At 40.3% G+C, this 25,658-nt stretch carries 26 protein-coding genes and 2 riboswitches; of the genes, 17 read left to right on the top strand and 9 right to left on the bottom strand.

All coding sequences use genetic code 11. The features are described from left to right. Window positions 1-167 precede the first annotated feature (167 nt). Window positions 168-923, top strand: a complete 756-nt coding sequence (gene sigI, locus BA79_RS01395) for an RNA polymerase sigma factor SigI (protein ID WP_008346139.1) — start codon at window positions 168-170, stop codon at window positions 921-923. After that, window positions 920-2,128 (top strand): anti-sigma factor domain-containing protein, encoded by a 1,209-nt coding sequence (locus BA79_RS01400; RefSeq protein ID WP_248596522.1) that lies wholly within the window; start codon window positions 920-922, stop codon window positions 2,126-2,128. Before sigI ends, BA79_RS01400 begins: the two co-directional genes overlap by 4 nt. A gap of 23 nt (window positions 2,129-2,151) precedes the next feature. Here BA79_RS01400 and BA79_RS01405 read toward each other — a convergent pair whose 3' ends face one another. Then, complete coding sequence (locus tag BA79_RS01405) at window positions 2,152-2,346, bottom strand: alpha/beta-type small acid-soluble spore protein (protein ID WP_008346135.1); 195 nt, start codon at window positions 2,344-2,346, stop codon at window positions 2,152-2,154. Window positions 2,347-2,470: 124 nt separating this feature from the next. Next, window positions 2,471-3,187 (bottom strand): DUF1836 domain-containing protein, encoded by a 717-nt coding sequence (locus BA79_RS01410; protein WP_035700520.1) that lies wholly within the window; start codon window positions 3,185-3,187, stop codon window positions 2,471-2,473. 279 nt (window positions 3,188-3,466) lie between these two features. On the opposite strand from BA79_RS01410, the gene htpX reads away from it, so the two are divergent. The 5 genes from htpX to BA79_RS01430 all read left to right on the top strand — a co-directional run bounded on the left by htpX (window position 3,467) and on the right by BA79_RS01430 (window position 7,020). Continuing rightward, a complete protein-coding gene (gene htpX, locus BA79_RS01415; RefSeq protein WP_007498762.1) occupies window positions 3,467-4,366 on the top strand; it encodes a protease HtpX in 900 nt (299 codons plus the stop codon). Window positions 4,367-4,509: 143 nt separating this feature from the next. Continuing rightward, window positions 4,510-5,856: a TrkH family potassium uptake protein gene (locus tag BA79_RS01420; RefSeq protein ID WP_007498761.1), complete on the top strand. Its 1,347-nt coding sequence runs from the start codon at window positions 4,510-4,512 to the stop codon at window positions 5,854-5,856. A gap of 300 nt (window positions 5,857-6,156) precedes the next feature. Beyond that, a complete protein-coding gene (locus tag BA79_RS01425) occupies window positions 6,157-6,684 on the top strand; it encodes a DUF421 domain-containing protein (RefSeq protein ID WP_017359458.1) in 528 nt (175 codons plus the stop codon). Continuing rightward, on the top strand, window positions 6,681-6,845 hold the full coding sequence (locus BA79_RS19485) for a hypothetical protein (RefSeq protein WP_008346124.1): 165 nt from the start codon (window positions 6,681-6,683) through the stop codon (window positions 6,843-6,845). Before BA79_RS01425 ends, BA79_RS19485 begins: the two co-directional genes overlap by 4 nt. Continuing rightward, window positions 6,838-7,020, top strand: coding sequence for a hypothetical protein (locus tag BA79_RS01430; protein ID WP_008346122.1), 183 nt, complete (start codon window positions 6,838-6,840; stop codon window positions 7,018-7,020). The genes BA79_RS19485 and BA79_RS01430 overlap by 8 nt, the downstream gene beginning before the upstream one ends. 32 nt (window positions 7,021-7,052) lie before the next feature. On the opposite strand, the gene BA79_RS01435 is transcribed toward BA79_RS01430, so the two are convergent. Further along, window positions 7,053-8,072, bottom strand: a complete 1,020-nt coding sequence (locus BA79_RS01435; RefSeq protein WP_007498757.1) for an acyltransferase family protein — start codon at window positions 8,070-8,072, stop codon at window positions 7,053-7,055. A gap of 293 nt (window positions 8,073-8,365) precedes the next feature. On the opposite strand from BA79_RS01435, the gene BA79_RS01440 reads away from it, so the two are divergent. From BA79_RS01440 to BA79_RS19780, 3 genes are all read left to right on the top strand, one after another. Beyond that, window positions 8,366-10,561: a PAS domain-containing sensor histidine kinase gene (locus tag BA79_RS01440; RefSeq protein ID WP_035700522.1), complete on the top strand. Its 2,196-nt coding sequence runs from the start codon at window positions 8,366-8,368 to the stop codon at window positions 10,559-10,561. A 1-nt stretch (window position 10,562) separates the two neighbouring features. Continuing rightward, on the top strand, window positions 10,563-11,054 hold the full coding sequence (locus tag BA79_RS01445) for a methylated-DNA--[protein]-cysteine S-methyltransferase (protein ID WP_035700525.1): 492 nt from the start codon (window positions 10,563-10,565) through the stop codon (window positions 11,052-11,054). 89 nt (window positions 11,055-11,143) lie between these two features. After that, on the top strand, window positions 11,144-11,278 hold the full coding sequence (locus BA79_RS19780) for a hypothetical protein (RefSeq protein ID WP_263485674.1): 135 nt from the start codon (window positions 11,144-11,146) through the stop codon (window positions 11,276-11,278). Between the two features lie 24 nt (window positions 11,279-11,302). On the opposite strand, the gene mtnA is transcribed toward BA79_RS19780, so the two are convergent. Then, the gene (gene mtnA, locus BA79_RS01450; protein ID WP_035700527.1) at window positions 11,303-12,364 is read right to left on the bottom strand and encodes an S-methyl-5-thioribose-1-phosphate isomerase; all 1,062 of its coding nucleotides are present in this window, start codon (window positions 12,362-12,364) and stop codon (window positions 11,303-11,305) included. A 6-nt stretch (window positions 12,365-12,370) separates the two neighbouring features. Further along, entirely contained in the window at window positions 12,371-13,564 is a 1,194-nt protein-coding gene (mtnK, locus tag BA79_RS01455) for an S-methyl-5-thioribose kinase (protein ID WP_035700530.1), read from the bottom strand. Window positions 13,565-13,646: 82 nt separating this feature from the next. Next, window positions 13,647-13,804, bottom strand: a riboswitch (SAM riboswitch). Between the two features lie 166 nt (window positions 13,805-13,970). Here mtnK and BA79_RS01460 point away from each other — a divergent pair. The 6 genes from BA79_RS01460 to BA79_RS01485 all read left to right on the top strand — a co-directional run bounded on the left by BA79_RS01460 (window position 13,971) and on the right by BA79_RS01485 (window position 19,006). Then, a complete protein-coding gene (locus BA79_RS01460) occupies window positions 13,971-15,152 on the top strand; it encodes a pyridoxal phosphate-dependent aminotransferase (protein ID WP_035700532.1) in 1,182 nt (393 codons plus the stop codon). Between the two features lie 52 nt (window positions 15,153-15,204). Next, a riboswitch (SAM riboswitch) is annotated at window positions 15,205-15,306 on the top strand. 99 nt (window positions 15,307-15,405) lie between these two features. Continuing rightward, entirely contained in the window at window positions 15,406-16,623 is a 1,218-nt protein-coding gene (gene mtnW / locus BA79_RS01465) for a 2,3-diketo-5-methylthiopentyl-1-phosphate enolase (RefSeq protein WP_035700535.1), read from the top strand. Then, on the top strand, window positions 16,624-17,319 hold the full coding sequence (locus BA79_RS01470) for a 2-hydroxy-3-keto-5-methylthiopentenyl-1-phosphate phosphatase (RefSeq protein ID WP_017367123.1): 696 nt from the start codon (window positions 16,624-16,626) through the stop codon (window positions 17,317-17,319). Further along, the gene (locus BA79_RS01475) at window positions 17,283-17,915 is read left to right on the top strand and encodes a methylthioribulose 1-phosphate dehydratase (RefSeq protein WP_035700537.1); all 633 of its coding nucleotides are present in this window, start codon (window positions 17,283-17,285) and stop codon (window positions 17,913-17,915) included. Before BA79_RS01470 ends, BA79_RS01475 begins: the two co-directional genes overlap by 37 nt. Before the next feature lie 16 nt (window positions 17,916-17,931). Beyond that, window positions 17,932-18,462 carry a 1,2-dihydroxy-3-keto-5-methylthiopentene dioxygenase gene (locus tag BA79_RS01480; protein ID WP_008346104.1) on the top strand — a complete coding sequence of 177 codons (531 nt, stop codon included), beginning with the start codon at window positions 17,932-17,934 and terminating at the stop codon, window positions 18,460-18,462. Between the two features lie 301 nt (window positions 18,463-18,763). After that, complete coding sequence (locus BA79_RS01485) at window positions 18,764-19,006, top strand: aspartyl-phosphate phosphatase Spo0E family protein (protein ID WP_008346101.1); 243 nt, start codon at window positions 18,764-18,766, stop codon at window positions 19,004-19,006. 51 nt (window positions 19,007-19,057) lie between these two features. Here BA79_RS01485 and kinD read toward each other — a convergent pair whose 3' ends face one another. Beyond that, a complete protein-coding gene (gene kinD / locus BA79_RS01490; protein WP_008346092.1) occupies window positions 19,058-20,557 on the bottom strand; it encodes a sporulation kinase KinD in 1,500 nt (499 codons plus the stop codon). Window positions 20,558-20,761: 204 nt separating this feature from the next. On the opposite strand from kinD, the gene mhqR reads away from it, so the two are divergent. Next, on the top strand, window positions 20,762-21,217 hold the full coding sequence (gene mhqR, locus BA79_RS01495) for a MarR family transcriptional regulator MhqR (RefSeq protein ID WP_003211701.1): 456 nt from the start codon (window positions 20,762-20,764) through the stop codon (window positions 21,215-21,217). Window positions 21,218-21,403: 186 nt separating this feature from the next. Here mhqR and motB read toward each other — a convergent pair whose 3' ends face one another. The 3 genes from motB to BA79_RS01510 form a co-directional block, all read right to left on the bottom strand. Further along, window positions 21,404-22,171, bottom strand: coding sequence for a flagellar motor protein MotB (gene motB / locus BA79_RS01500; protein WP_024719648.1), 768 nt, complete (start codon window positions 22,169-22,171; stop codon window positions 21,404-21,406). Next, window positions 22,164-22,958: a flagellar motor stator protein MotA gene (gene motA / locus BA79_RS01505; RefSeq protein WP_008346088.1), complete on the bottom strand. Its 795-nt coding sequence runs from the start codon at window positions 22,956-22,958 to the stop codon at window positions 22,164-22,166. The genes motB and motA overlap by 8 nt, the downstream gene beginning before the upstream one ends. A gap of 562 nt (window positions 22,959-23,520) precedes the next feature. Then, window positions 23,521-25,626 (bottom strand): ATP-dependent Clp protease ATP-binding subunit, encoded by a 2,106-nt coding sequence (locus BA79_RS01510; protein ID WP_035700539.1) that lies wholly within the window; start codon window positions 25,624-25,626, stop codon window positions 23,521-23,523. Window positions 25,627-25,658 lie beyond the last annotated feature (32 nt).

Genomic DNA, 25,658 nt, shown 5'->3' on the forward strand with positions numbered 1-25,658 from the left:
AAAAGGGGGGGATACCCCCTTATTTCTTTGCTTTTAAACGAAACGTTGTAAAGTAGATAAAGAAATACATGTCACAATTGAGTAACAGGAAATGAATTCCTCATTTCTTCCTTTGCGCTTCCCTCATAAATTAGCTATCATAAATGAGTAATATAGGGAGAACTGAGGTGAAACCATTGCTTAGCCTTTTGTTTAAAAAGGGAAAGAAAAAGCAAACATTAGAGCAGTCGGCAATCAACATCCAACAGGGTGATACCGAGCTGCAAAATGCATTAATAGAGCAATACAAACCATTTGTCGCTAAGACGGTTTCATCCGTTTGTAAACGATATATAGATGAAAAAGATGATGAATTTAGCGTAGGCTTAATTGCCTTTAATGAAGCGATAGAAAAATACTCTGCCGAAAAAGGCAACTCACTCCTTGCATTTGCGGAGTTAATTATTAAAAGAAAAGTAATCGACTATATTCGAAAAGAAGCAAGAAACGCGCCAACGGTTCAAATGGACCTTCAAGAAAGTGAGAATGGCGAGTACTCGCAAAGCATGATTGAAGCAGAGCTTTCTGCAAATGAATATAGGCGTTTAATTGAACAAGAACATAGAAGAGAAGAGATTGAACATTTTAAAGAACGATTGAAAGTATATGGTCTTACGTTTCAAGAACTGCTTGAGCATTCACCAAAGCATGCGGATGCGAGACAAAATGCCATTAAAGTGGCCCATACACTCGTGAAGCACGATGAACTGAGAACCATTTTATTTCAGAAAAAACAATTGCCAGTCAAACAGCTGGAAAAGCTAGTGGAAGTCAGCCGCAAAACGATTGAGAGAAATAGAAAATATATTATTGCGATGGCGATCATTATGACAGGTGATTATGTGTATTTGAAAGATTACCTTAAAGGGGTGCTTAATTCATGAGAAGAGGCATTATAGTAGAGAAAAACAAAAAATATGTCACACTGCTGACCCCTGATGGACAATTTCTGCGGACAAAGTATGAACAGCAAGACTATGAAATCGGTCAAGAAGTGACGTTTCCGAATGAATCACGTCTCGAAAGAAAAAGAGCCGGTTTTTTTGACCTGCTTCGTTTACGTCCGTTAAATGCAGGAATTCTATCAATTGCAGCAATTATTGTCGTGATTTTCACTATGATGCCATCTTTCTCAAGTCAAAAAGCATATGCATATATGACGATTGACATTAACCCAAGCTTTGAGCTGAAACTCGATCACAATTATCAAGTGATCGGTGTCACTCCGCTGAATAAAGATGCGAAGCAAGTACTGGCCAGTATGAAAGATTTAGAAAAAAACGACATGACCAAAGTCGTGCAGGAAATCATCGATGATTGTGATAAAAAGGGATACGTGAACCACTCTAAAAGCATTTATATTTCAACTGTTTATGAAAACAAGCAGGATCATACATACAAAACAAACGTAAAAAGTAAAATCAGCACCATCTCGGGGGAATATCAAAAGCGCAATTATAAGCTGGAAACTGTGGAAGGTGACCTGGAAACAAGAGAAAAGGCACAAAAAGCAGGCATTTCAACAGGAACTTATATTAGAAATCAAGAAATGCAAGACAACGAACAAGAGGACGTTAAAAAAGAAGATGAAGATCCAGCAGATGACGAGGCTGTCAAAGAAGAAGAGCCGAAAAATGCTGATGAAGATCAAAAAGACGAAGACAAAAAAGAAGACATCAAGACAGACGATAGCGATGAGATGCAGCCTGATAAAGAAGCTCCTGAAGGCGAAGACAAAGAGCAGAAGGAAGTTGAGAGGGAAGAGCAAGGAGCTGTTCAAAAGCCTCACCAAACAAGCCCTAATCTTGACAACAAAGAGAAAAAGGGAAAAGAAGAAAAGGATCGCTCTTTTGAAAAAGACAAAGAGCAAAAAAAAAATCACTCGACTGATCCAAATGAAAAAAAACATCCAAACGGCACATCACGTGGTGATACTGAAAAGCATGTAAAAAAAACGACAGTGCTCAGAATCGTCCGTACGGCGAACGTAACAGAAATGACGTCAAACAAAAAGGAAAAAACACACCGCCCTCATACCGTGAAAACCGGGATGAACCTACATATGAACAGTAAAAAAACGCCAGAATAGATCCGGCGTATTTCACCATGTCTTTATTTAGTTGAATGGCCCATTTGAGATTGCGCCTGCTGTACGAGTCTTTTTGTCATCTCGCCGCCAACAGAACCGTTTGAACGTGCGACTGTATCTGAACCGAGATTCACGCCAAATTCTTGAGCGATCTCGTATTTAAATTGATCTAAAGCTTGTTCTACTCCAGGAACAAGAAGTTGATTTCGATTTGCCATCACATATTCCTCCTTTCACCTCATGTTTGTTGCGCCTTCTTATTTTGAAAAAAACAGCCTGCAATTATGCTGGCAATTGCTGCACAAAAAAGCCGAGGTGATGAAGGTCACCTCGGGCTCAGTTTTAAGTCTTTTTCAGCTGAAGCGTATTCAACATCATTTCTTGCGCTGTGCTTTGCAAGTGAGAAGTGAAAACGGAGAACACGGTAGAACTGATAATGCCTTTAATCAAATGCCATTGCGGCTTCGTCAATTCTGTGAACTCTTCGTGGAGTTTGTCCGTCTGCTCTTCTGTCATTTCTCGTAAATTTGTTTCCTTTAATGGAAAATGTGTATGGTGATAAATAAAATCAAGGACGTGCGCATATGCTTCATAAAAACGGATGGGGCTGATAATATCATCCGTTCGATCTGTGATCGTATTAAATAAGGCAGATAAGATCGTACGAATAGAATCAAAATCAAATACTGATTTTAAATCCCGGACAATTAATAAAATAACGACTTGATCAATGGAGTACTTCTTGCCAAGCTCTGGATGGCCGATCATATCTTTAATATCGCGCTTGATCCAGTTTTGAATGGCTGTCGATTTAAGAGAAGTCAGTTCACACAAGTTGCCAAGCTCAACGATTTCGTTCGTTGAAAGCCCGTGCTCTGATTTTTGCTTCCGCCGTTCGAGTTTTTCAAAAAACGAAGGGATTCTTAATTCATCATATTCATGTTCCTTATCGCTTTTTACAGATAAATTCAAAAGCTGAAGCGGAGTCAGATCTCCCTCGCCTTTTAGAGAATACAGAAGTCTCGTCATGTCAATTCTCGTTAATTTAAAAGTCACCATGTTCCACCTCATTTTGTACGTCAAAAACGTGATTATTGATCTAATTCAACATCATAATCTCTTTTTAATGAAAATGCAAAATAAACTAAAATAGGACCGGTGCGTCACAATTTGTTCACTTGTTTGCGGATGCAAGTAGCGTAATCATTGAAATGACGAGGTTTTAGCCAGTATGATAAACATAGAAAACGATTCCTTTTTCCTTGCAATTTGAGACGTTTATTTTTATAATTTTATTAATAAGTTCAAATGAACTTAATATGACAGCGGAGGTTATGTATGGGTAAAAGAATATTTCTGTTTATATTAACGAACATTCTTGTTATCACTACGATTGGTATTGTCCTATCGGTTATTAGTGCAGCAACTGGTGTTGGTTCTTATATAGGAGCAGACGGAAGACTTAATATCCTTTATCTTCTTGTATTCAGTGCAGTTGTTGGTTTTGTAGGCTCGTTTATGTCACTAGCGATGTCTCGCTGGATGGCAAAAATGATGATGGGTGTGCGTGTGTTAAATCCAGAAAAGGATTCATTAACATATGATGAGCAGCAGCTTGTTGACCGCGTTCACAGACTATCAAGAGCAGCAGGCCTTTCTAAAATGCCTGAGGTCGGTATTTACCAATCATCTGAAGTAAATGCATTTGCGACAGGTCCTTCTAAAAGAAGATCGCTTGTTGCCGTATCAACTGGATTGCTTCATGAAATGGATGATGCAGCAGTTGAAGGGGTTATCGCTCACGAAGTCGCTCACGTAGCGAACGGTGACATGGTTACAATGACGTTACTTCAAGGAATCGTCAACACGTTTGTTGTCTTCCTTTCAAGAATTGCGGCATGGATCGCAAGCCGTTTCGTTCCACGTGAAGAGCTTGTGCCGATTGTTCACTTTATCGCTGTGATCGTCTTCCAAATTATTTTCTCTATCTTAGGAAGCCTTGTCGTATTTGCTTACTCTAGACATCGCGAATTCCATGCAGACCGCGGCGGTGCGGACCTTGCAGGAAAAGATAAAATGATTCATGCGCTCCGTTCACTAGAGGCGTATACATCAAGAATTAAAGATGATGATCAAACAGCTGTTGCTACACTGAAAATCAGTGGTAAAAGAAAAGCTTCTCTTTTCTCAACACACCCTGATTTAAACGAAAGAATTAGAAGACTCGAAGCAAAATAAGAAAGATCAAAAGACATTCTGCGTAAGGATGTCTTTTTCTTTTTGATGAAAAAGTAAATAAAGCACAAAATACCTTTAAAATCTTCTCTCTTTTCATTAAAATGATATAGTATTCGAAAAGAAAGATAAAAGAAGGAATAACCATGAATCCAATGAAAAAACTAATCGACCGGCTGTCGGCTTTTCAGCTGATTGCCCTTTATTATTTTCTTGCTGTGACCGTGTCGTTCATACTACTCAGTCTGCCAGTGGCTCACCAAGAAGGAGTCAAATGGACATTTATTGATGCGCTGTTTACAGCTGTGAGTGCTGTCAGTGTCACGGGTTTGACTGTTGTCGATACGTCACAAACATTTAGTGTGACCGGGATGTGGATCCTTGCATTTGTTTTGCAAATCGGGGGTATCGGCATTATGACCCTTGGTACATTCGTCTGGCTGGTTATGCGAAAAAGGATCGGCATTAAAGAAAGAAAATTAATTATGGCAGACCAAAACCAGAGCAACTTATCAGGAATTGTAAAACTCATGAAGCAGGTCTTATATTTAATCTTACTGATTGAGTTTGTAGGCGGTCTGATTTTAAGTATGTATTTTCTTAAGTATTACGATGTGCAAGGCGCTTTTTTACACGGATTTTTCTCTAGTATCAGTGCCACAACCAATGGAGGCTTTGATATTACTGGGAATTCGTTAATTCCTTATAAAGATGACTATTTCGTCCAATTTATTACGATGCTGCTCATCATTTTTGGCGCTATTGGCTTTCCGGTACTTGTCGAAGTAAAGGATTATTTATTCAATCAAGACCGAAAACATGCATCGTTTTCATTGTTTACGAAAATTACCACGATCACGTTTGGCCTTCTTGTTGTCGTTGGGGCAATTGGGATTTATGCACTTGAAGCCCGCTTCACTTTTCTAGGGAAGAGCTGGCATGAAATCTTGTTTTATTCTTTGTTTCAATCAACAGCTACTAGAAGTGGCGGGCTTTCGACATTAGATATTACGCAATTGACAGAGCCGACACTGTTATTTTTATGTTTGCTGATGTTTATCGGGGCATCTCCAAGTTCGGTAGGGGGCGGAATTCGGACAACCACGTTTGCCCTTAATTTACTTGCTTTGTTTCATTTTGCGAGAGGAAATAAGTCCATTAAAATCTTTAAAAGAGAGCTTCATCAAGCGGATATTAATAAATCCCTCATGGTGACGATGATGGCCTTTATTTTAGTGTTTGGTGCTACGTTTCTGTTAACTTTATCAGACCATCATACACTTCTTGAAACTTTATTTGAAGTTTGTTCTGCCTTCGGAACAACAGGACTGTCGCTCGGAATTACGTCTGACTTGTCGGTATTTGGTAAGTGTATTATTATGGTCGTCATGTTTATAGGACGGATTGGAATTCCAAGCTTCTTGTATTTAATTGGCCGCCGGGAAAGTGAAGCGAATTATCATTATCCGAAAGAGCGTGTGATCATCGGCTAACCAGCATTCCTACTGAATGCTGGTTTCAGCGTGTAGACAAACCCTCGCATTCTTTGTCAGTCCTGCGTGCTGGTGCTCACGAATGTGAAATTCGCTCCGCGCCAGTACTCGTCCTTCCTAGACTGCAAAGGTTTTCTATCACGCTGAAAAGAAGACAAAGAGTTAAAATAACGATCATTTTAACTCTTTGTCGACAATCAGACCAGCATTCCTACTGAATGCTGGTTTTTTTATTTCCATTATATAACTGGCTAAATCACAAAGGATGTTCGCAATCTATAGGTAAGAGGTGAAAGAGACGTGCTGGATGTGTTATGGAAAGCAATTGTAATGCTGCTCGTTGGTACCTTGCTGCTGAGAATAGCAGGGCCTAAATCCATTAGTCAATTAACGGTTCAACAGACAGTCATCATGATTTCGATTGGATCGATTATTATCCAACCCTTTATTGAGCATAATTTACTTGAAACCATTTATGCGGCCGCCATTTTTATTGTGGCGCTTGTGATTATGGAAAAGCTGTCGATCCAATTTGATTTTTTTGAAAAATTGGTTTCAGGGAAGTCTGTGGTGATTTTAGAGGATGGAGAAATGCTTGATCACAAGCTAAAAAAAACGCGACTGACAAGGGACCAATTCAAAATGCGCTTAAAGCAGCAGGGCATCACAGACATCAGCAGTCTCAAAAAAGCAACGCTAGAAGCGAATGGGCAAATTGGATATGAGTTAAAGCCTGAGGAAAAACCAGTGACAGTCAAACAAATGAAAGAGCTGTTTGATCAATTGAGCGAAGAACTAAACATGTTAAAAAGGAATGATGACAAATGAAAAGAAAAACAGCAAAAAATGAAGCTCTCACGAATAATATGACGCCTACAGAAAGCATGGCACACGATCAAGGACAAACACAATTTGACGAGCAATCAGAAGACCGCCAGGCGAACCGAAATTCTCATCAAGGGAAACAGGGGGGAGCATCTCGTGACTAAAAAACATGTGAAAAGTAAAGATATGAAAGACCATAAAAAACCGATGAACCCCGATATCTTGGAAGAGGAATTTGGCAGCGAGCTGGGAGATATAAACAGCAGTAAATGGATTGATACCTTAATGAAGCCTAAAAAAAACGATGAATGTCACACTGAACAGAAAAACAAAAAATAAATAGAAAAAACGATCCAGAGAGATCGTTTTTTCTATTTAATATAACTGTTTTGTCTGCCAGTAATGGTTCGCATCAGACTGGTCATTTTGAGCTCGATGACTGGTTGTGCAACAGTTTTAACAAATGTACTAGATAGGGTAAAGGTTAAGAGGACCGTAAGCAGCAATAGAATCAATACACTTGCCGTATTTAGTGCCCAATCATCAAACCAAGTCGTTCTTAAAAGCTTAATCACAAAGCCATGAAGTAAATAGACATATAAAGTTCTTGTGCCCCATTTGGTAAAAAAGAACCGGCGGGTTGGGACTAATGCAAAGAAACTAAAGGTAGCAGCAAATGCAAGTAAATACCATGCCATTCGTTTCATCGCTGCAATGAGTCCTTCATCTCCAAGAGAAGCGTACGATTGTGATCCAAATAAAAAGGAATAATCGAATTCATAAAAATAGCAAAACATGAACACGGCCATCAGTACAAGAAGTGCAGTCAGTTTCCCTTTGCTTGTTCGGATAAATTCAAAGTGCTGCTTTTTTAAATAAAAGCCAGCTAAAAACATCGGCAAAAAGACAAACGTACGAGATAGGCTGAGCGTATCACTAATGCTGTCCACGTAACCGACAAGTAACGCCATCGATAAACTGACAATCATTGCCCAGTGGAATGGCAGTTTTGAAAAAGGAATGAGTAGTAAGTTCCAAAAGAATAAACTGATTAAAAACCATAAAGACCATTGTGGATCAATCGGATTTAAGTTAGAGATGCTTTGATCCTGTAAGAAATAATAATACACAGAATAGATGACCTGAAAAATCAAATATGGGATGATCAGCTTAACTGCGACTTTTTTCATAAAACCTGGTTTTCTAAAACCTTTGGCAAAGAAGCCAGACACCAATATAAAAGCGGGCATATGGAATGTATAAATAAATTTATATAAGTAGAGTATCCAGTCATTATCATGTATGAATGACCGTAACAAATGACCAAAAACAACTAGAAAAATCAGAAGAAATTTTGCATTATCGAAATAACTGTCTCTCGTTGACGTCATAACATCACCTTTCCTGCTTCATTTCGAACATAAACGTTCTAAGTGCACTGTTCCCTCATTTGCCCCATTTTAAAATACAAATTGGCTCATTTCGCTATTTGATGTGAAATTGTAGAACGGTTGTAAAAGAAGCGTAAGAAAAGAGAATCGTTATACAATCGTGTCATCCAAATGAAACAAATGAAGCAAGCCTCGTGTAAAAAGTTCTCTTTTTTTATGAGTCGAATGAAGGAACAATGAAAATCTTGTAGAAATATTGTAGAGGAATGAGGCTGGAAAAGGAGTGTAAGAGAATGACTGAAACGCTCGATGGTGCGAAAAATATCAGAAAATTAGAAAAAGAGAACGAATATTTGCGAAATGAATTGATACAGCACAAAATGCTGTTAAATAAGACGTTAGATGCCATTTTTATATTTGATCAGCACCTCAACATTATTCAAGCCAATGAAGCGACATGTAGGCTTGTGCAAACACCGAAAGAAGACCTCCTCAATAAATCCGTTCTAGATTTCCTATACGGCATCCCGAAAAACAAAATTGACTGCTCACTTGAGATTTTTTTTCGAAAAGGAACGTTAAAAAGAGAGATCTCCATTCAACTTGAAAATGGAGAGACAAAATATATTGAATTTGTGGCGGAGCACGACGTGGTGAATCAACAATATATTGTCGTCATGCGTGATATTTCTTCAAAGAAAATATTAGAGCGAGAACGTTCGATGAATGAGCAGCTGTTTAAAGATTTATTTGATCGAGCGATTGACGGTATGGTCATTTTTGATCAGGATGGTTGTATGATTGACGCCAATCACTCTTTTTGCCAGAGCTTTGAACTTCAAAAAACAGATTTAACAGACCGCTACTTAAATGAATTTGTTGAAGAAGAAAACCTTCCATCGCTCCAGCAGCTCTTAACTTCATTGAAAGAAACAGGGAAAGCAAAGGGAGAACTTCCTGTTACCCTTCAATCTGGGCAGCACAAATTATTCGAACTGACCATCACATCCAATGTGATGAGTGGTTTTTACATGTCCATCATGCGTGATATTACAGAAAAAAGATTAATGGAAGAAAAGCTACTAAAAAGTGAAGAACGTTTTAGAGAAATATTCGAAAATGCGATGGATGCCATCATCATTTGGGCGGATGATGGAGAAATTGTTAGAGCAAATGAATCCGCCTGCCGAATTTTTGAATTACCGATGCAGCAGCTGATTGGCAAGAAACTCATGGATTTTCTAGTCAAATCTGATCGCAGATACCGGCCGACAAGAAGACGGTATATCAGGAATCTTGAAATCAGAGAAGAACTCCTCTTTAGAATGGCGAATGGCCAATTCAAAGAGCTTGAGTTCACCTCTAAGCATGCGGTATTAGAAGGACAGCACTTAACCATTTTACGGAATGTCAGTGACAGAAAGCGAATGGAAGAGGAGCTGCGAGAAAGTGAGCTCAAATTCCGTAAAGTATTTAATGGCTCTATGGATGGCATTGTTCTTTTCGATAATCAATACCGGATCATTGATGTGAATCCATCCGCAAGTGAACTGCTTGGCCTCAAAGATGATCACTTAACGGAAATGAATCTTTTTCATATCCTTGCGCCATATCAAATTGAAAATTTGGCGCAGCCAGCTCAGGCGATGTCATTAGATGAGATGGACAATGAAGTTCCATTTGTGCTGAACCATCCAGATCAACGTATTTTGGAGTTTTCTTTTAAACGAAATATTATTCATAACATGAATTTGGCCATCTTTAGAGATGTGACTGAACGCAAGGAATTAGAAGAGCGGGTAAGAAAATCGGATACGCTTCATGTTGTCGGAGAGCTTGCCGCTGGAATTGCCCATGAAATTAGAAATCCAATGACGGCTTTAAAAGGCTTCATTCAGCTGCTCAAAGGAAACATTGAAGGGGAGTATTCGCTCTATTTTAATGTCATTACATCAGAGCTAAAAAGAATCGAATCCATCATTACAGAATTTTTGATTTTAGCGAAACCGCAGGCCATCATCTATGAAGAAAAAAATGTCGTGCAAATTGTCAAAGACACGATGGACCTTCTTCACGCACAGGCCAATCTTGGCAATGTGCAAATGCACTTAAATGTGCTGGATGATATTCCGCTCATCTACTGTGAACAAAATCAGTTAAAGCAAGTCTTTATTAACATTTTGAAAAATGCGATTGAAGTAATGCCTCAGAAAGGAAATGTTTACGTGAGCATTCAAAGGAAGGGGGAGGAGCACATTGTGATTTCTCTTCGTGATGAAGGCTGCGGCATGACAGAGGATAAACTAAAGCGTCTCGGAGAACCATTTTATACAACAAAAGAAAGAGGCACTGGACTTGGGTTAATGGTGAGTTATAAAATTATTGAAGAGCATCAAGGAACCATTGAAGTAGAGAGTGAAGAAGGGGTCGGAACAGTGTTCCATCTCACGCTTCCACTCCGGCAGCAGAAACAAGAAGGGGAGCTTTAATGTGTATTATACAGTCTATACCGCACCAATCGGGGCATTATACATACTAGAGAAAGATGGTGCCATCATTGAAGTGAAGTTTGATGATGAATCGTTTTTGGTCAAAGAACAGAGAGGCCATTTTAAACAAGAAGACACGCCTGTATTAAAAGAAGCGAAAAAACAGCTGGATGAGTATTTTAAGGGCGATCGGAAAGTGTTCGATCTCCCGCTTAAGCAAGCAGGCTCTCCGTTTCAAGAGCAAGTGTGGGAGGCACTTTCTACTATTCCGTATGGTGAATCAAAAAGCTATGCTGATATTGCAGAAGCGATCGGCAATCCAAAGGCTGTCAGAGCCATTGGACAAGCTAATAGACGCAATGCATTGCCAATTTTTATCCCGTGTCACCGGGTCATTGGAAAAGACAGGACTCTGACTGGCTATGCAGGGACGAAGACAGGGATGAAAGCGATCCTGTTAGAATTAGAAGGCATCCCATTTGTTCAAAAATAAATGAATTGACCTGTTCCAAATGTTTAGTGAGCGACATATCCTTTTATTAAGCTAAAAAAGTTGGTCTAGGGAAAAAGGAGGCTGCTAACATGTTATGGGGCAAAAAAGATAAAATGTACGCCGTCACATCACTATGTGTCAAAATGAAGGTGTTGACAGAAGAACAGAAAAAAGAAATATTAGCAAAAACGAACGAAACAAAAAAGCGCGGTGCTCTTAAATGATAAGAACCCCGCGCTTTTGTTTGATTAAAGTGACGCGCTTTCGGTGAATAGTGCATCAATCTCTTCTGTATAGTTGGAAGTGATAATGCCTTTTTCTGTAATGATACCGGAAATGAGATGGTGAGGAGTGACATCAAAGGCAGGGTTAAATACCTGCACGTCAGGAGGCGCAATTTGGATGCCGTTTAATTCCTTTACTTCCTGCGGGTCGCGTTCTTCAATCGGAATATCTGATCCATCCTGAGTTGACACATCAAAGGTCGAAAGAGACGCTGCCACAAAAAATGGAATTTGAAAGTGTTTAGCTAAAATAGCCAGACTTAACGTTCCAATTTTATTTGCTGTATCACCGTTTCTAGCGATTCGATCTGCACCAACAATAACGGCAGAAATTTGTTTTTCTTTCATCGTATGGGCTGCCATATTATCCGTGATAAGCGTCACATCTACGCCGCCCTGCATCAATTCCCATGTCGTCAGACGAGCGCCTTGAAGGACAGGACGTGTTTCACATGCGTAAATGTGAAGATCGAGGTTTTTCTTTTTCGCTAAATAAAAGGGTGCAAGCGCTGTTCCATACCGGCTTGTGGCAATGGAGCCTGCGTTACAAATGGTCATAATTCGATCACCAGATTTAAAGAGCTGAAGAGCATTTTGACCGATTTGCCGACATGTTTCTTCATCTTCGATTTGAATTTGAATGGCTTCATGGACAAGATCAGTTTTGGCTGCATTCACCGAAGCAGCACGCTGAGTGCGCTGATAAAGCCGGTCTAATGCCCAGGTAAGGTTTACAGCGGTTGGACGAGCACTGTTTAAATATTCTTTTAGGCGAGCGACTTCTCGCTTAAAGAGATCAATGTCTTCTGTATCAATCTCTTGTGCACTAAGTGCGAGCCCAAAAGCCGCTGTAATGCCAATAGCAGGTGCTCCGCGCACTTTTAGCGTCACAATGGCATCATACACATCTTCTTTTGTATATAAATGCTCAAACACGGTTTCAGCAGGTAATTTTTGCTGATTCAAAATGTTGATACGGTTTTCTTCCCATTCGACGGAACGGGGAACTTCAAATTCTTTAGACAAAACTCGTCACTCCTTTACAGTTTGCTGGAATAATGCGACGAGGTCAGACGCTGTTTCCACTGCTTGATATTGTTTGATCAATGTTTTTCCTAGTGTAAGTGCTGCTTTTTTCTGCTGAATCCTTCTAGAATGTGATGGAATCGCATCGAGATCAGCCGCATGCGCAAGACCGATGGTTCGGCGAACAAGCTCACAGCCAGCAAAGCCGGTGGCCTCTTTTAAAATACGGTCAAAGGTTGTTTCTAAAAAGCTGTCCGATACACTAAACGCTTCAATACTGTCTTCTTTCCATGCTTTTGTGAACACTTCTTTGAATGTTGCCCACACATTGACGACATGATCAAAAAGGTGCTGCTGATCCTGCTCATTCTCATGAGATAAAGCATTGATGAACAAATTGGCAATAAAGTGACCGATATCGAATCCGAAAGGACCGTAAAAAGCGAACTCTGGATCAATGATTTTCGTTTCCGCTTCGTTTGCAAAAATACTGCCTGTATGAAGATCTCCATGTACCAGTGTTTCAGCAGAGGTTAAGAAGATCCGTTTCAATTCGGCTGCTTTTGCTTGCAGTTCAAGATCAGCCCATAGTGCTTGTGCCTCTTCTCTTAATTCCTCTTCGAAGTCATTCGTTTCGCTGTCAAAGAAAGGATCTGTGAAGACGAGTTTCTCTGTAATGTCACAAAGATCAGGGTTTGTAAACTGCTTCACGAATTGTTTTTTGATTTTAGGATTTGTGGCAAAGTCAGACGTGTAAAATAGTGTTTTGCCTAAAAATTCTCCGACATGATCTGATAAATACGGATAATGTTTTCCGGCAATTAGCCCTTTTCTGACGATTTCAAGGTGTGATAGATCCTCCATTGCCGTCACTGCAAGAGCTGTATCCGAATAATAGACGGCTGGTACGAGATGTGGTGCATACTCTGATTGCTTGATGAGTGCTGCACTTTCAATTCTTGCACGGTCTAATGTCAGCGGCCAGCTTTCTCCAACGACCTTTGCATAAGGAAGAGCCTGCTTGATAATCAGTCCTTTTGCTTGTTTGTGATCATAAATATGAAAGACGTAATTTAAATTTCCGTCGCCAATTTCAGTACAGGTCAAATGACTGCTTTCTTGAATCAATCCAAGTCTAATGGCTAATGCAACTGCCGAACTCTCTGTTAATTCTTCATATGATGCCGTAAGTGTAACCAATTGCTTCCCCTCCAAATCATATAAAAAAGCCTCTTTCTCCTGAGAGAAAGAGGCTTGATGGCGTGTATGCTCGAAGCCTCTCTTATCTCTCAGCACATACGTCTGATGGAATTAGCACCGTGCCCTATAAGACAATAAATTGTCTTGGCGCTGTTCTTGCTGCGCCCCACTTCACAGTGGTATTAACGGTCGGTTGCTGTTGGGGTCAAAAGGCCAAATCCCTCGCCCAACTCTCGATAAGAGAAATCAATATGTAATTGTTTCATGTCTACTTGCATTTCTTAATTCTAGATATTATCAGAGCTGCAGTTCACATGTCAATCTTTTTTCAAAATTGCTTTACAATTCATAAAACAATCCATTACAGTGATTGTATTGTCATGTAACTTGAATAGAAGGTGAAAAAATGGAATTCCAGCAATCGGATGTATTGAAACATTTACCGAAACAATTTTTTGCGTCGCTTGTACAAAAAGTACAGAAAAAAGTGCAGGAAGGGGCAGATGTGATTAATTTAGGTCAAGGAAATCCTGATCAGCCCACTCCTCCACATATTGTGAAAGCGATGCAGGAAGCGGTAGCAAAACCTGAAAATCATCAATACTCCTCATTCCGCGGGACAGCGAAACTAAAAAAAGCTGCAGCTACTTTTTATGAAAGAGAATATGGTGTCACGCTTGACCCAAAGACAGAGATTGCCATCTTATTTGGAGGGAAAGCGGGACTAGTCGAATTGCCGCAATGTTTACTGAATCCAGGTGATACGCTGCTTGTTCCAGATCCGGGCTATCCTGATTACTGGTCAGGCGCTGTGCTTGCCGGAGCTCGCATGGTCACAATGCCTCTTCTTGAACAAAATGATTTTTTACCTGACTACCACAAATTGTCAGAGCAGGATAAGAATCAAGCAAAATTGATGTACTTAAATTACCCAAATAATCCGACTGGTGCGACTGCAACCCGGACATTTTTTGAAGATACTGTTGCGTTTGCGAGTGAAAATAAGATGTGTGTTGTCCATGATTTTGCATATGGCGGCATAGGATTTGACGGCGAAAAGCCCCTTAGTTTCCTGCAAATAGACGGAGCAAAAGAGACAGGTATTGAAATCTATACATTGTCCAAAACGTATAATATGGCTGGTTGGAGAGTCGGTTTTGCAGCAGGGAATGCCTCTGTTATCGAAGCCATTGAGCTTTATCAGGATCACCTGTTTGTGTCACTGTTTAAAGCAACTCAAGATGCAGCAGCAGAAGCACTTTTAAGCGATCAAACGTGCGTACAAGTACAAAATGATCGGTACGAAAAAAGACGAAACACTTGGATTGCTGCATGCAAAGAGATTGGCTGGGACGTCAGTGCGCCAAAGGGCTCGTTTTTTGCTTGGTTAAAGGTGCCTGAAGGGTATACATCTGAAACTTTTTCTGATGTATTATTAGAAAAAGCACATGTTGTTGTTGCACCGGGGAATGGCTTTGGTGCTCACGGTGAAGGCTACGTCAGAGTCGGTCTTTTAACAAGTGAGGAGCGGCTAAAGGAAGCCGCTGATCGTATCGCTGCCTTGCAGTTATTTGAAAAAAGCCATTGACAACGTAAAAAAATGGTGCGATAATTCAGGCAATATTTAAGAAAATTGAATATTCTTATCAAGAGTAGGCAGAGGGACTAGCCCAATGAAGCCCGGCAACCGACTTCCATGAAGCACGGTGCTAATTCTTGCAGCAAGCGCTGAGAGATAAGATTCGGATGAATGAGACGAAACCTCTTTAACGCGCTGATCAAGCACTTAAAGAGGTTTTTTTATTGACCATATACAGGACGCAATCGAAAGGGGATTCCTAGTGAGTGAACTACTGGCAACATACGTACTAACACATCGAGAGGATGAACAAATAGACCGAAAAGCAGAGCAGATCGCACTTGGGTTAACGGTCGGGTCATGGACGGACTTGCCGCAGCTCAAAAAGGAGCAGCTGAAAAAACATAAAGGCCGTGTGGTGAGCGTAAAAGAACAGTCCCCCGCAATTGGTGGTCTGTATCAATCAGAGGTGACCATTGCTTATCCTGAGGCGAACTTTTCAGCTGATATACCAGCGGTGTTGACGACGATTTTTGGAAAGCTTTCACTGGATGGGAAAGTAAAGCTCGTCGATATTGAATTTTCGGAAAGGTTTAAACGCTGTCTGCCAGGACCGGTATTTGGCATTGAGGGGATACGAAAGAAAGTAGGCGTGTTTGATCGGCCGCTATTGATGAGTATATTTAAAGGCGTAATCGGCCGTGATATGGAGGATTTAAAAGAACAGCTCCGCTTACAGGCTTTAGGTGGAGTAGACTTCATCAAAGATGATGAGATTTTATTTGAAAGCCCATTAGCGCCTTTTGAAGATCGAATCAAGGAAGGAAAAAAGATATTAAAAGAAACATATGAAGAGACAGGACATCGCACGCTTTATGCTGTTAATTTAACTGGTAGAACTTTTGATTTGAAAGATCGAGCAAGAAAGGCAGCCGAACTAGGGGCTGATGCGCTTTTATTCAACGTTTTTGCCTATGGACTTGATGTCATGCAAAGCTTAGCTGAAGACCCAGAGATCCCATTGCCGATCATGGCACATCCAGCAGTGAGCGGTGCAATGACATCCTCTCCAGACTATGGATTCTCGCATTCCCTTCTTTTAGGCAAATTAAATCGATATGCTGGCGCTGATTTAAGTCTTTTTCCCTCTCCTTATGGATCAGTCGCCCTTCCGAAAAAAGATGCCTTTGGCATTTTCGAAGCATGTGTGAAAGAGGATACAGTTCAACAAACATTTCCTGTTCCTTCAGCAGGCATTCACCCGGGTATGGTGCCGATCTTAATCAAAGATTTTGGACTTGATCATGTCATTAATGCAGGCGGGGGAATTCACGGACATCCGCGGGGAGCAATCGGAGGAGGGAAAGCCTTTCGTTCAATCATTGATGCGGTGGTCAAAAAAGAGTCTATCGAAGAAAAAGCATCAACTTGTCAAGACTTACAAGCAGCACTTGATCTTTGGGGAAGGGTAGCAGAATAAATGAAAAAACCAATTGTATGTTGTGATTTTGATGGCACGATTACGAAAAATGATAATATCATTCGCATCATGAAGCAGTTTGCTCCAAAAGAATGGACGAAATGGAAGGATGGTGTTCTAGCAAAAGAGATCACGATCCAAGAAGGCGTCGGACAGATGTTTCAGTTACTGACGAGTGATCAGAAAGAAGCCATTCGGTCATTTATTTTAGAGGATACAGAGATTCGTGAAGGATTTGAACAGTTTGTCGATGATGTCAAAAAAGCAGACATTCCTTTCTATGTACTCAGCGGCGGTATGGACTTTTTTGTCTATCCCATCCTTGAAGGGATTGTCGAACAAGAGAATATTTATTGTAACCATGCATCATTTAAAGAAGACCATATTCAAATTGAATGGCCGCATGCCTGTGATTCAGAATGCCAAAATGGCTGTGGCTGCTGCAAGCCTTCCATTATTCGAGAGCTGACGCAGGAAGATGATTTTATTATCATGATTGGTGATTCAGTGACTGATATTGAGGCAGCGAAACATGCGGATCTCACGTTTGCACGTGATTATTTACTGAACGAATGTAAAGAGCTAGGGCTCGTACATAAAGAGTATGAAACATTTGTTGATCTAAAAGCGCAATTTGATCAAATAAAGGAAGTGAAGGAATGGCAGACGAGAAGAGTAAACGCTGGAAGGAACTAGCAGACGTCAAACGTGAATTGGCACAAAGAGACTGGTTTTACGGAACGAGCGGCAATTTATCGATAAAAGTGTCGGATGATCCCATCACGTTTTTGGTGACGGCAAGTGGCAAAGATAAACGAAAAGAAACCGATGAAGATTTTGTTCTTGTTGATGTAGCAGGTCAGCCGGTTCATCCGAATCAGCCGCTCAGGCCATCAGCTGAAACACTGCTTCACACATACGTTTATGAGCGGACGAAAGCAGGATGTTGTCTTCACGTCCACACGATCGATAACAATGTCATTTCTGAGCTGTATGGCGATAAAGGAGAAGTTCGTTTTAAAGGCAACGAAATCATTAAAGCGCTTGGTTATTGGGAAGAGGATGCAGAAGTTGCTGTTCCTATTATTGAAAACCCAGCTCATATTCCGCACCTTGCAGAGCAATTTGCAGTGCACCTGACGGACGATGCTGGTGCTGTACTCATTCGTAATCATGGCATCACCGTTTGGGGGAAAACCGCATTTGAAGCCAAACGAGTCTTAGAGGCTTATGAATTTTTATTTACCTATCATTTGAAAGTAGCGCTTTATCAAAAGCAGCTTGTTAAATAAAAAGGAGGAAACACACATGGCGACCATTTACATTCATAATGAAGAGAACACGTTACTTGAGAACGAACAAGAGGTCCGGGCGTATTTAGAACAGCAAGGGGTCATTTATGAACATTGGGATATTGAAAAACTACCAAAACAGTTATCAGAAAAGTACGATTTAACAGATGATGAAAAGGAAGAAATTTTAACTGTGTTTCAAGAGGAAATAAAGAGTATTTCCGAGCGAAGAGGATACAAAGCGCAGGATGTGATTTCATTATCAGATGCGACCCCTAACCTTGATGAACTGCTTCAAAACTTTAAACGTGAGCATCATCATACGGATGATGAAGTCAGATTTATCGTGAGCGGTCATGGAATCTTTGCCATTCAAGGCAAAGACGGCGTCTTTTTTGATGTGAGACTGAATCCAGGTGATTTAATTTCTGTACCCCCAAATATTCGTCACTACTTTACACTTCAAGAAGATCGTCAAGTTGTCGCAGTTCGCATATTTGTCACAACTGAGGGCTGGGTGCCAATTTACGAAGAAGAAACGGTTTAATAGTGGGAGCTGATCATTTCGCATGAGGCGGAAGATCAGCTTTTTTTTAGGAAAATAGACATAAAATGAGAGAGAAAATAGTTGATTTTGGTCTTCTGCATAGGATAAAATTCTGTTTAATCAATGTGTCAGTCCTGTCCAATTTTGAAGTTTACCCCCAGAATTCATTGGGTAAAAGGTCTTTAGGCTGTAAAAAATTAAATAAAATAAGCATATTTAATTTAATTTACAAATAAAGTATAATTTTGGTGTCGGATCATTTAGAGCGTAGACAGACGAATTCATAGCGGGAGCTGAGATCATGAATATTTATGTACGGAAAGAACAGCTACTAATGTCAATTGATGAAAAGAGAAGACAAATGGTAGAAGCTGCTCAAGTAGAAGGCTATACAGGCGAGACGACAATTAAATATAGTCAAGAACTGGACAACCTGATGAATGAGTATCAGTATCTTCTTTTTCATGAACAACAATCTGTTGCTTCCTTTCATGATCTTGTATCACAAATGAGTCTCCTTTCTGTCAATCGTCCTTCTTATTGACATCAAAAAACCGGTCTTGCCATTAGCAAAACCGGATGAATGCTTCAGCTATTAGTGTGCAGAAGGGAGCATGATGATCACGGTTGTTCCTTTATTCACTTCGCTCTCGATATCGATTGTCCCCCCATACATCGAAATGATTCGTTTACACACAACAAGCCCAAGACCTGTTCCTTTTTCTTTCGACGTAATAAAAGGGAGGAAGATATGTTTCAGCATCTCTTCTGGTATACCTTCACCTGTATCTTTCACTTTTATGATGACCTGTTCTTTTTCAGCCTCAATGACAATCTTCAAATGACCGCCATTTGGCATCGCTTCTAACGAGTTTTTCGCTACATTCAATACCACTTGTTTAATGTGATCCTTCGTGCAATACACGCCAACATCTTGAATGGTATTGATTTGCAAATCAACCTCGACATTATAAAGATTCGCCTCAGAAAATACAATGGGCATGATCTCACTCACAATTTCTTTCACAGAATTATTTTGCCACTTTTCAGCCGTTGGTTTTCCTAGTACAAGAAACTCACTGACGATTTGGTTAATCCGTTTAATTTCTTCCTCGATGACAGAAAAATAAAGCTGATCCTCTTCTGAACGATACTTCTTTTGCAAAAGTTGAATAAACCCGCTAATGCCTGTTAATGGATTGCGAATTTCATGAGCTGTACTTGCCGCAAGTGTTCCAATGAGTTCAAGCTTTTGTGCTTCATTTTGGTGGCGTTCCTGCTGGGTTTGTCGTCTTAAAATGATATATTGGACGAGTGTGAATAAGATATTTAAGAGAATAAATGCACTGGATAAAGGAAACAGCATCACAGACAGGACTTCACTTGTTGTCGCACGCTGCGGAAAAACCTCCAGCTTCCAGCTGTTTTCATCTAAATATGTAGACACGGTGCTATCACTTTCAGATGCTGGCTGTGGACCACTTGTAAACACAACGTCTCCATTTTGATTCAGCATCTTAAAATGAAGCTCTGGGTTTAATACATTCATAATATTTCTTAAATAATCAATTTGAATCGCAGCGACTAGCACATCCGTGACTTCGTCGTTTTCATTCAAAACAGGGACACAAATGGAGAGAATCCGCTGCTTAGTAATGCGGCTTACATAGTTATCTGTGATGACGGTCTGTTTTGTGACTTGAATACGTTTAAAGTAATCTCTAAATGACAGGTTGATTTTTTCCTTTAATGGTGTGGTGCTGGCTGTGACATTTCCTTTTTGGTCTAGGAGATACAGGCCTGAAAAACGAGGTTCTTGTTTATAGATTTTCTCTAGGATGTTTTGTACTCTTTTCGTTTCAAGCGGCTGGTCAAATCCCATGGCAAGGGAAGTTAATCTTGCTTCTGTTTCACTGATTAAATAATTCATTTGGTTTTTGTGAATATTTAACATAAGTGTAGCGGTTTGTTTGTTTTTTACATCAATTTTCTCAGTTTCTTTTTCGTAGATAAAATAACTAATGATGAGGGTTGGAATCACGACCAAAATAAGGTAAAGCTTGATCTTCTTCCAAAACCCTTTCAGTATACTCATGATTCATCGCTCCAACGTATTACCTAATAGACTTATTATAGCATTGAACCTATCTTTATTACGATGACTTGTGAGATTTTTAAAAAATTAGGTGATTCGTTCTGGTCTCTTTTTCATGCTAAAAATGGTTCAACATGTTGACATTTTACTTATTGTTTATTAATGTCACATTAGTGGGTTGCATTTCATAAAGGATGATAAAAAATGGAAAATCATAATGTTGAGAAATCTTTGAAATTATTTATTGTACTATCACGTGCCTATCGCTCCATTAATCACCACATGAACAAACATATTGTGAAGCACGGTCTGAATCCGACTGAATTTGCTGTATTAGAATTGCTGTATCATAAAGGTGATCAGCCGCTTCAGCAAATAGGTGATAAGATCTTACTCGCAAGCGGAAGCATCACGTATGTGGTTGATAAATTGGAGAAAAAAGAACTCCTTAGCCGGAAAGCTTGTGCAGAAGACCGCAGGGTGACATTTGCACATATTACGGAGCAGGGAAGAGCGTTGCTTGATGACATCTTCCCAGATCATGCAAAAGAGATTCACGAGATGATCAGTGTGCTTAGTGAAGAGGAAAAGGATGCCTGCATCGATATGCTCAAACATGTAGGACTGCGTGCCAAGCATTTATATGATCATAAAGAATAAACACATAAAAAAGGAAGCCGCTGGCTTCCTTTTTAGTATGTAGACTAATCCTCGCATATGGTGTCAGTCCTGCGCACCGATAAACGACAAGCGCTTTCAAACGCGCTCATAAGAAAGACAAAGGACTAAAATAAACATCATTTTAGCCCTTTGTCATGATCTGAAAGGAAGCTGCTGGCTTCCTATTTATTTTGCTTTTTTCTCAATTGGCAAAATAAGAACTTCGACGCGTCTGTTTTTACTTCTGCCTTCTGCGGTATCGTTAGAGGCAATCGGTTTAAATTCACCGTAACCTTTTGTGCTAAAGTTCTCTTGGTCTAGGTTGCTGTTTTCAAGGAGAATATTTAAAAAGTTGACCGCACGTATGGCGCTTAAATACCAGTTGGATTCAAATTCAGAATTCCGAATCGGAACGTTATCTGTATGTCCGCTAATGACGATGTCACGAGCAGGGTTAATGACGAGCAGCTTGGATATTTCTTTGGCTAACGGAACATCCTGCGAGCGGATCACCGCTCGCCCAGAATCAAAGAAGATGCTGTCTTCAATTGTAATAAGCAGACCTTCATCCGTCAGCTTTGTTTCAAGCTTCGAACCAAGTTTTTTATCCGCAATGAATGAATCTACTTGCTTTTTAACCTTTGTTAAAACCGCTTGGTCACGAGCTTTCGCTTTTGCTTCTTCTTCTTCATCTTCTGCGGATTTTTTGGTTTGATTGCTGTTTTCTGTTTCTTCGGTGCTCTGCATGCTTGATTGGTCCATTACGCCAGTGCCGCCAGTAAAGACAACATTAAACGATTTAGCCATCTGTTCATATTTTGCCGCATCAATGGAGCTAGATGCAAACAGCACAATGAAGAGGGCGAGAAGAAGCGTAAGAAGATCGGCGTAAGGGATCAGCCAAGACTCATCTACATGGTCTTCATGATCATGTTTTTTACGTTTCCTAGCCATTCTGTTTTTCTCCTTCTTCAATGACAAGATTTGCACGTTCTTTTGCTGGTAAGTACATCAGAAGTTTTTGTTCAATGACCTTTGGAGACTGGCCTTCAAGGACAGAAAGAATCCCTTCAATCATAATGAGACGAAGCTTTACTTCTTCCTTAGATTTACGCTTCAGCTTGTTGGCAAATGGATGCCACAACACATACCCTGTAAAAATCCCAAGCAGTGTGGCGACGAAGGCAGCACTAATCGCATGTCCAAGTGCTTCAATGTCTCCCATGTTTGCAAGTGCGGCAATAAGTCCGACAACGGCACCAAGTACCCCTAGAGTCGGAGCGTATGTACCAGCTTGTGTAAAGATTAATGCGCCTGACTGATGTCTCTCCGACATGGCATCGACTTCTTCAGTTAAGACGTCGCGAATAAATTCAGCACTTTGACCGTCAACTGCCATGCTTAAGCCGTTCTTTAGAAAATCGTCATCGACTTCCTCAAGATTTGCCTCTAATGCCAAAAGACCTTCACGACGAGCAATTTGTGCCCAGTTTGAAAATAGAGGAATCATTTCTTGTATCGTTGGAAGTTTGCTATCTTTGAAAATTTTGCCGAATAATTTTGGTGTTTTCTTAATTTCACTAGATGGGAAGGCAATGACAACAGCTGAAATTGTCCCAACCACAATGATCAATATAGCCGCCGGGTTGATAAGAGCGGTTAGACTCACACCTTTCAAAACCATACCGACACTCAGTGCAATAAATGCTAAAATAATACCAATTAACGATGTTTTGTCCATTATCTCACCAAATCCTTTAACTATCTTTTTCTATAGTTAATATCGGTGTCTTCTAGAAGGGTTTTAGTCAGAATATAAAATTAAGACAGTTTATGTGAAGAAATTTTGACGAAAGCGCTTTCTGAAAGCCGTAAAAAAAGAAACTCCCTCATATAAAAGGGAGTTTTCAGCGTGTAGACAAACCCTCGCATTCGGTGTCAGTCCTGCGCTCTGGTGCTCACGAATGCCAAATTCGCTCCGCACAAGTAGCTGTCCTTCCTAGACTGCAAAGGTTTTCTATCACGCTGAAAAGAAGACAAAGGGCTAAAATCAAGTTCATTTTAGCCCTTTGTCAACAATCTGGAAACTTCATCTTTTTTGAGCTGTTTCATCTAAGAGCAATTCTTTTAATTTTTCTTCATGTATGATTTTGATCAAATCGTAGTTCCAATTGATCATGTGATCCATGTGATCCACCTCTTTTTCTTTTATCGTAAAGGAAAAGAGGCGGGGGAGCGTCGGCGCTCAGATGGAATTTAGACACTTCAACATGATGGAGCTGAAGATCCTCCTTAGGATGTACTTAGCTCTTTTTCACAACAATTTCGTCATGTTCAACATCGACTGTAAATCCAGTAAGTTGTTCTTCTTCAAGCAAGATATCCGTCATTTGATCCTCAACATGCTCTTGAATCGTTCTTCGTAACGGACGAGCCCCAAATGCTGGATGATAACCAAGTTCAGCGATTTTTTCTTTCGCTTCGTTTGTGACGTGAACAGTTAGATTTTGTTCTTTTAACTGCTCTGACAAATCTTTGAGCAGAAGATCCACAATTTTGACTAAATCGTCTTTATCTAATGAATCAAACTGAATGATGCTGTCAAAACGGTTCAAGAATTCCGGTTTGAAATAAGCGCTCAGTGAATCAATCAATGATTGTTCTTCGATGGCTTCTTCTTGTTCAGACTGGAATCCGACTTTGACTGCTTTTTTATCTGTGCTGCCAGCGTTACTTGTCATAATGATGACTGTGTCTTTAAAGCTGACGGTTCTGCCTTGGCTGTCTGTTAGACGGCCATCTTCCATGATTTGAAGGAACATATGCTGGACATCAGGGTGCGCTTTTTCGATTTCATCGAGCAAAATGATGCTGTATGGTTTTCTGCGAACCTTTTCCGTGAGCTGGCCGGCTTCATCATGTCCAACGTAACCAGGAGGAGAACCGATGATTTTGGACACGGAGTGTTTCTCCATGTACTCACTCATATCTAAACGAATGATCGCTTCTTTTGAGCCAAATAATTCTTCCGCTAATGTTTTAGACAATTCGGTTTTCCCGACGCCTGTTGGTCCAACGAAAAGGAAGGAGCCAGTTGGTCTGTGTTTTGATTTTAAGCCGGCTCTGCTTCTTTTTACGGCTTTCGCCACTTTTTCAACCGCATGTTCCTGACCAATGACACGGGCTTTTAAGCGGACATCAATTTCTTTCATTTTTGTTTGTTCGTCTGCTTGCAGTTTGCCGACAGGGATACCTGTTTTTTGTTCTACAATCGACTGAATGTCCTCAGCTGTGACGACATGTTCTTTGTCATTTGTTTTGTTTTGCAATCTCGCTTCAATCGCTTCTTCTTCGTCTCGAAGCTTCGCTGCTTTTTCATATCGTTCTTCATTTAAAGCAGCTTGTTTTTCAGCGGCAATTTGCGCAAGACGGTTTGTTAATTCATCTTCACTTGCTGCATCAATGGAGAGATTCGCTTTTGAACCTGCTTCATCCATTAAATCAATGGCTTTATCCGGCAAGTGGCGGTCTTGAATATACCGCGAAGATAATTGAACACACGCTTTAATGGCTTCGTCAGAATAGGTGACACCATGATAGGCTTCATACTTATCTTGAATGCCTTTTAATATCTCGAATGCTTCATCCTGTGTTGGCTCATCAACGATGACGGGCTGGAACCTGCGTTCAAGGGCAGCATCTTTTTCAATTTGACGATACTCTTTTAATGTTGTCGCACCTACTAGCTGCAGTTCCCCTCGAGCTAGAGCTGGTTTCAAAATGTTTCCGGCATCCATTGACCCTTCGGCAGAGCCTGCGCCTACAAGAAGATGAATTTCATCAACGAATAAGATGATATTTTTCCGGCTTTGCAATTCTTTGATTAATTGCTTCATCCGTTCCTCAAATTGACCACGTACACCTGTGTTTGCCACAAGTGAAGAGACATCTAATAAATAAACTTGTTTGTTCTTTAATTTATTTGGTACATCTCCATTTGCAATTTTTAGTGCTAGTCCTTCGGCTATGGCCGTTTTACCAACACCAGGTTCACCAATGAGGACAGGATTGTTTTTATTTCTTCTATTTAAAATCTCAATGACTCTTGTGACTTCTTCATCACGGCCAATGACAGGATCGATTAAACCAGCATGTGCGCCATCCGTTAAGTTCCGGCCAAGCTCGTCTAGCAAGCCTTTTTGTTTAGGCCGCTCTTGGCTCGTCGCATGTCCTGCTTGCTCAGAGAAGAATGAGCTGCCTCCGAAAAGGTTAGGACCCATTTTCATTTTTGACTGTTCCATCAAAGAGGTATAGCAGTCTTCACATAAAACCATTTGGCTACGGGACGAATTTACTTGCATATTCAGGCGAATAGTTGCTTCATTCACTTGACAATGTTGACAACGCATGAGCCATGACCTCCTTAAAATAAAGTTTGACT

This window comes from Bacillus altitudinis 41KF2b (genome assembly GCF_000691145.1).
GTDB lineage: Bacteria > Bacillota > Bacilli > Bacillales > Bacillaceae > Bacillus > Bacillus altitudinis.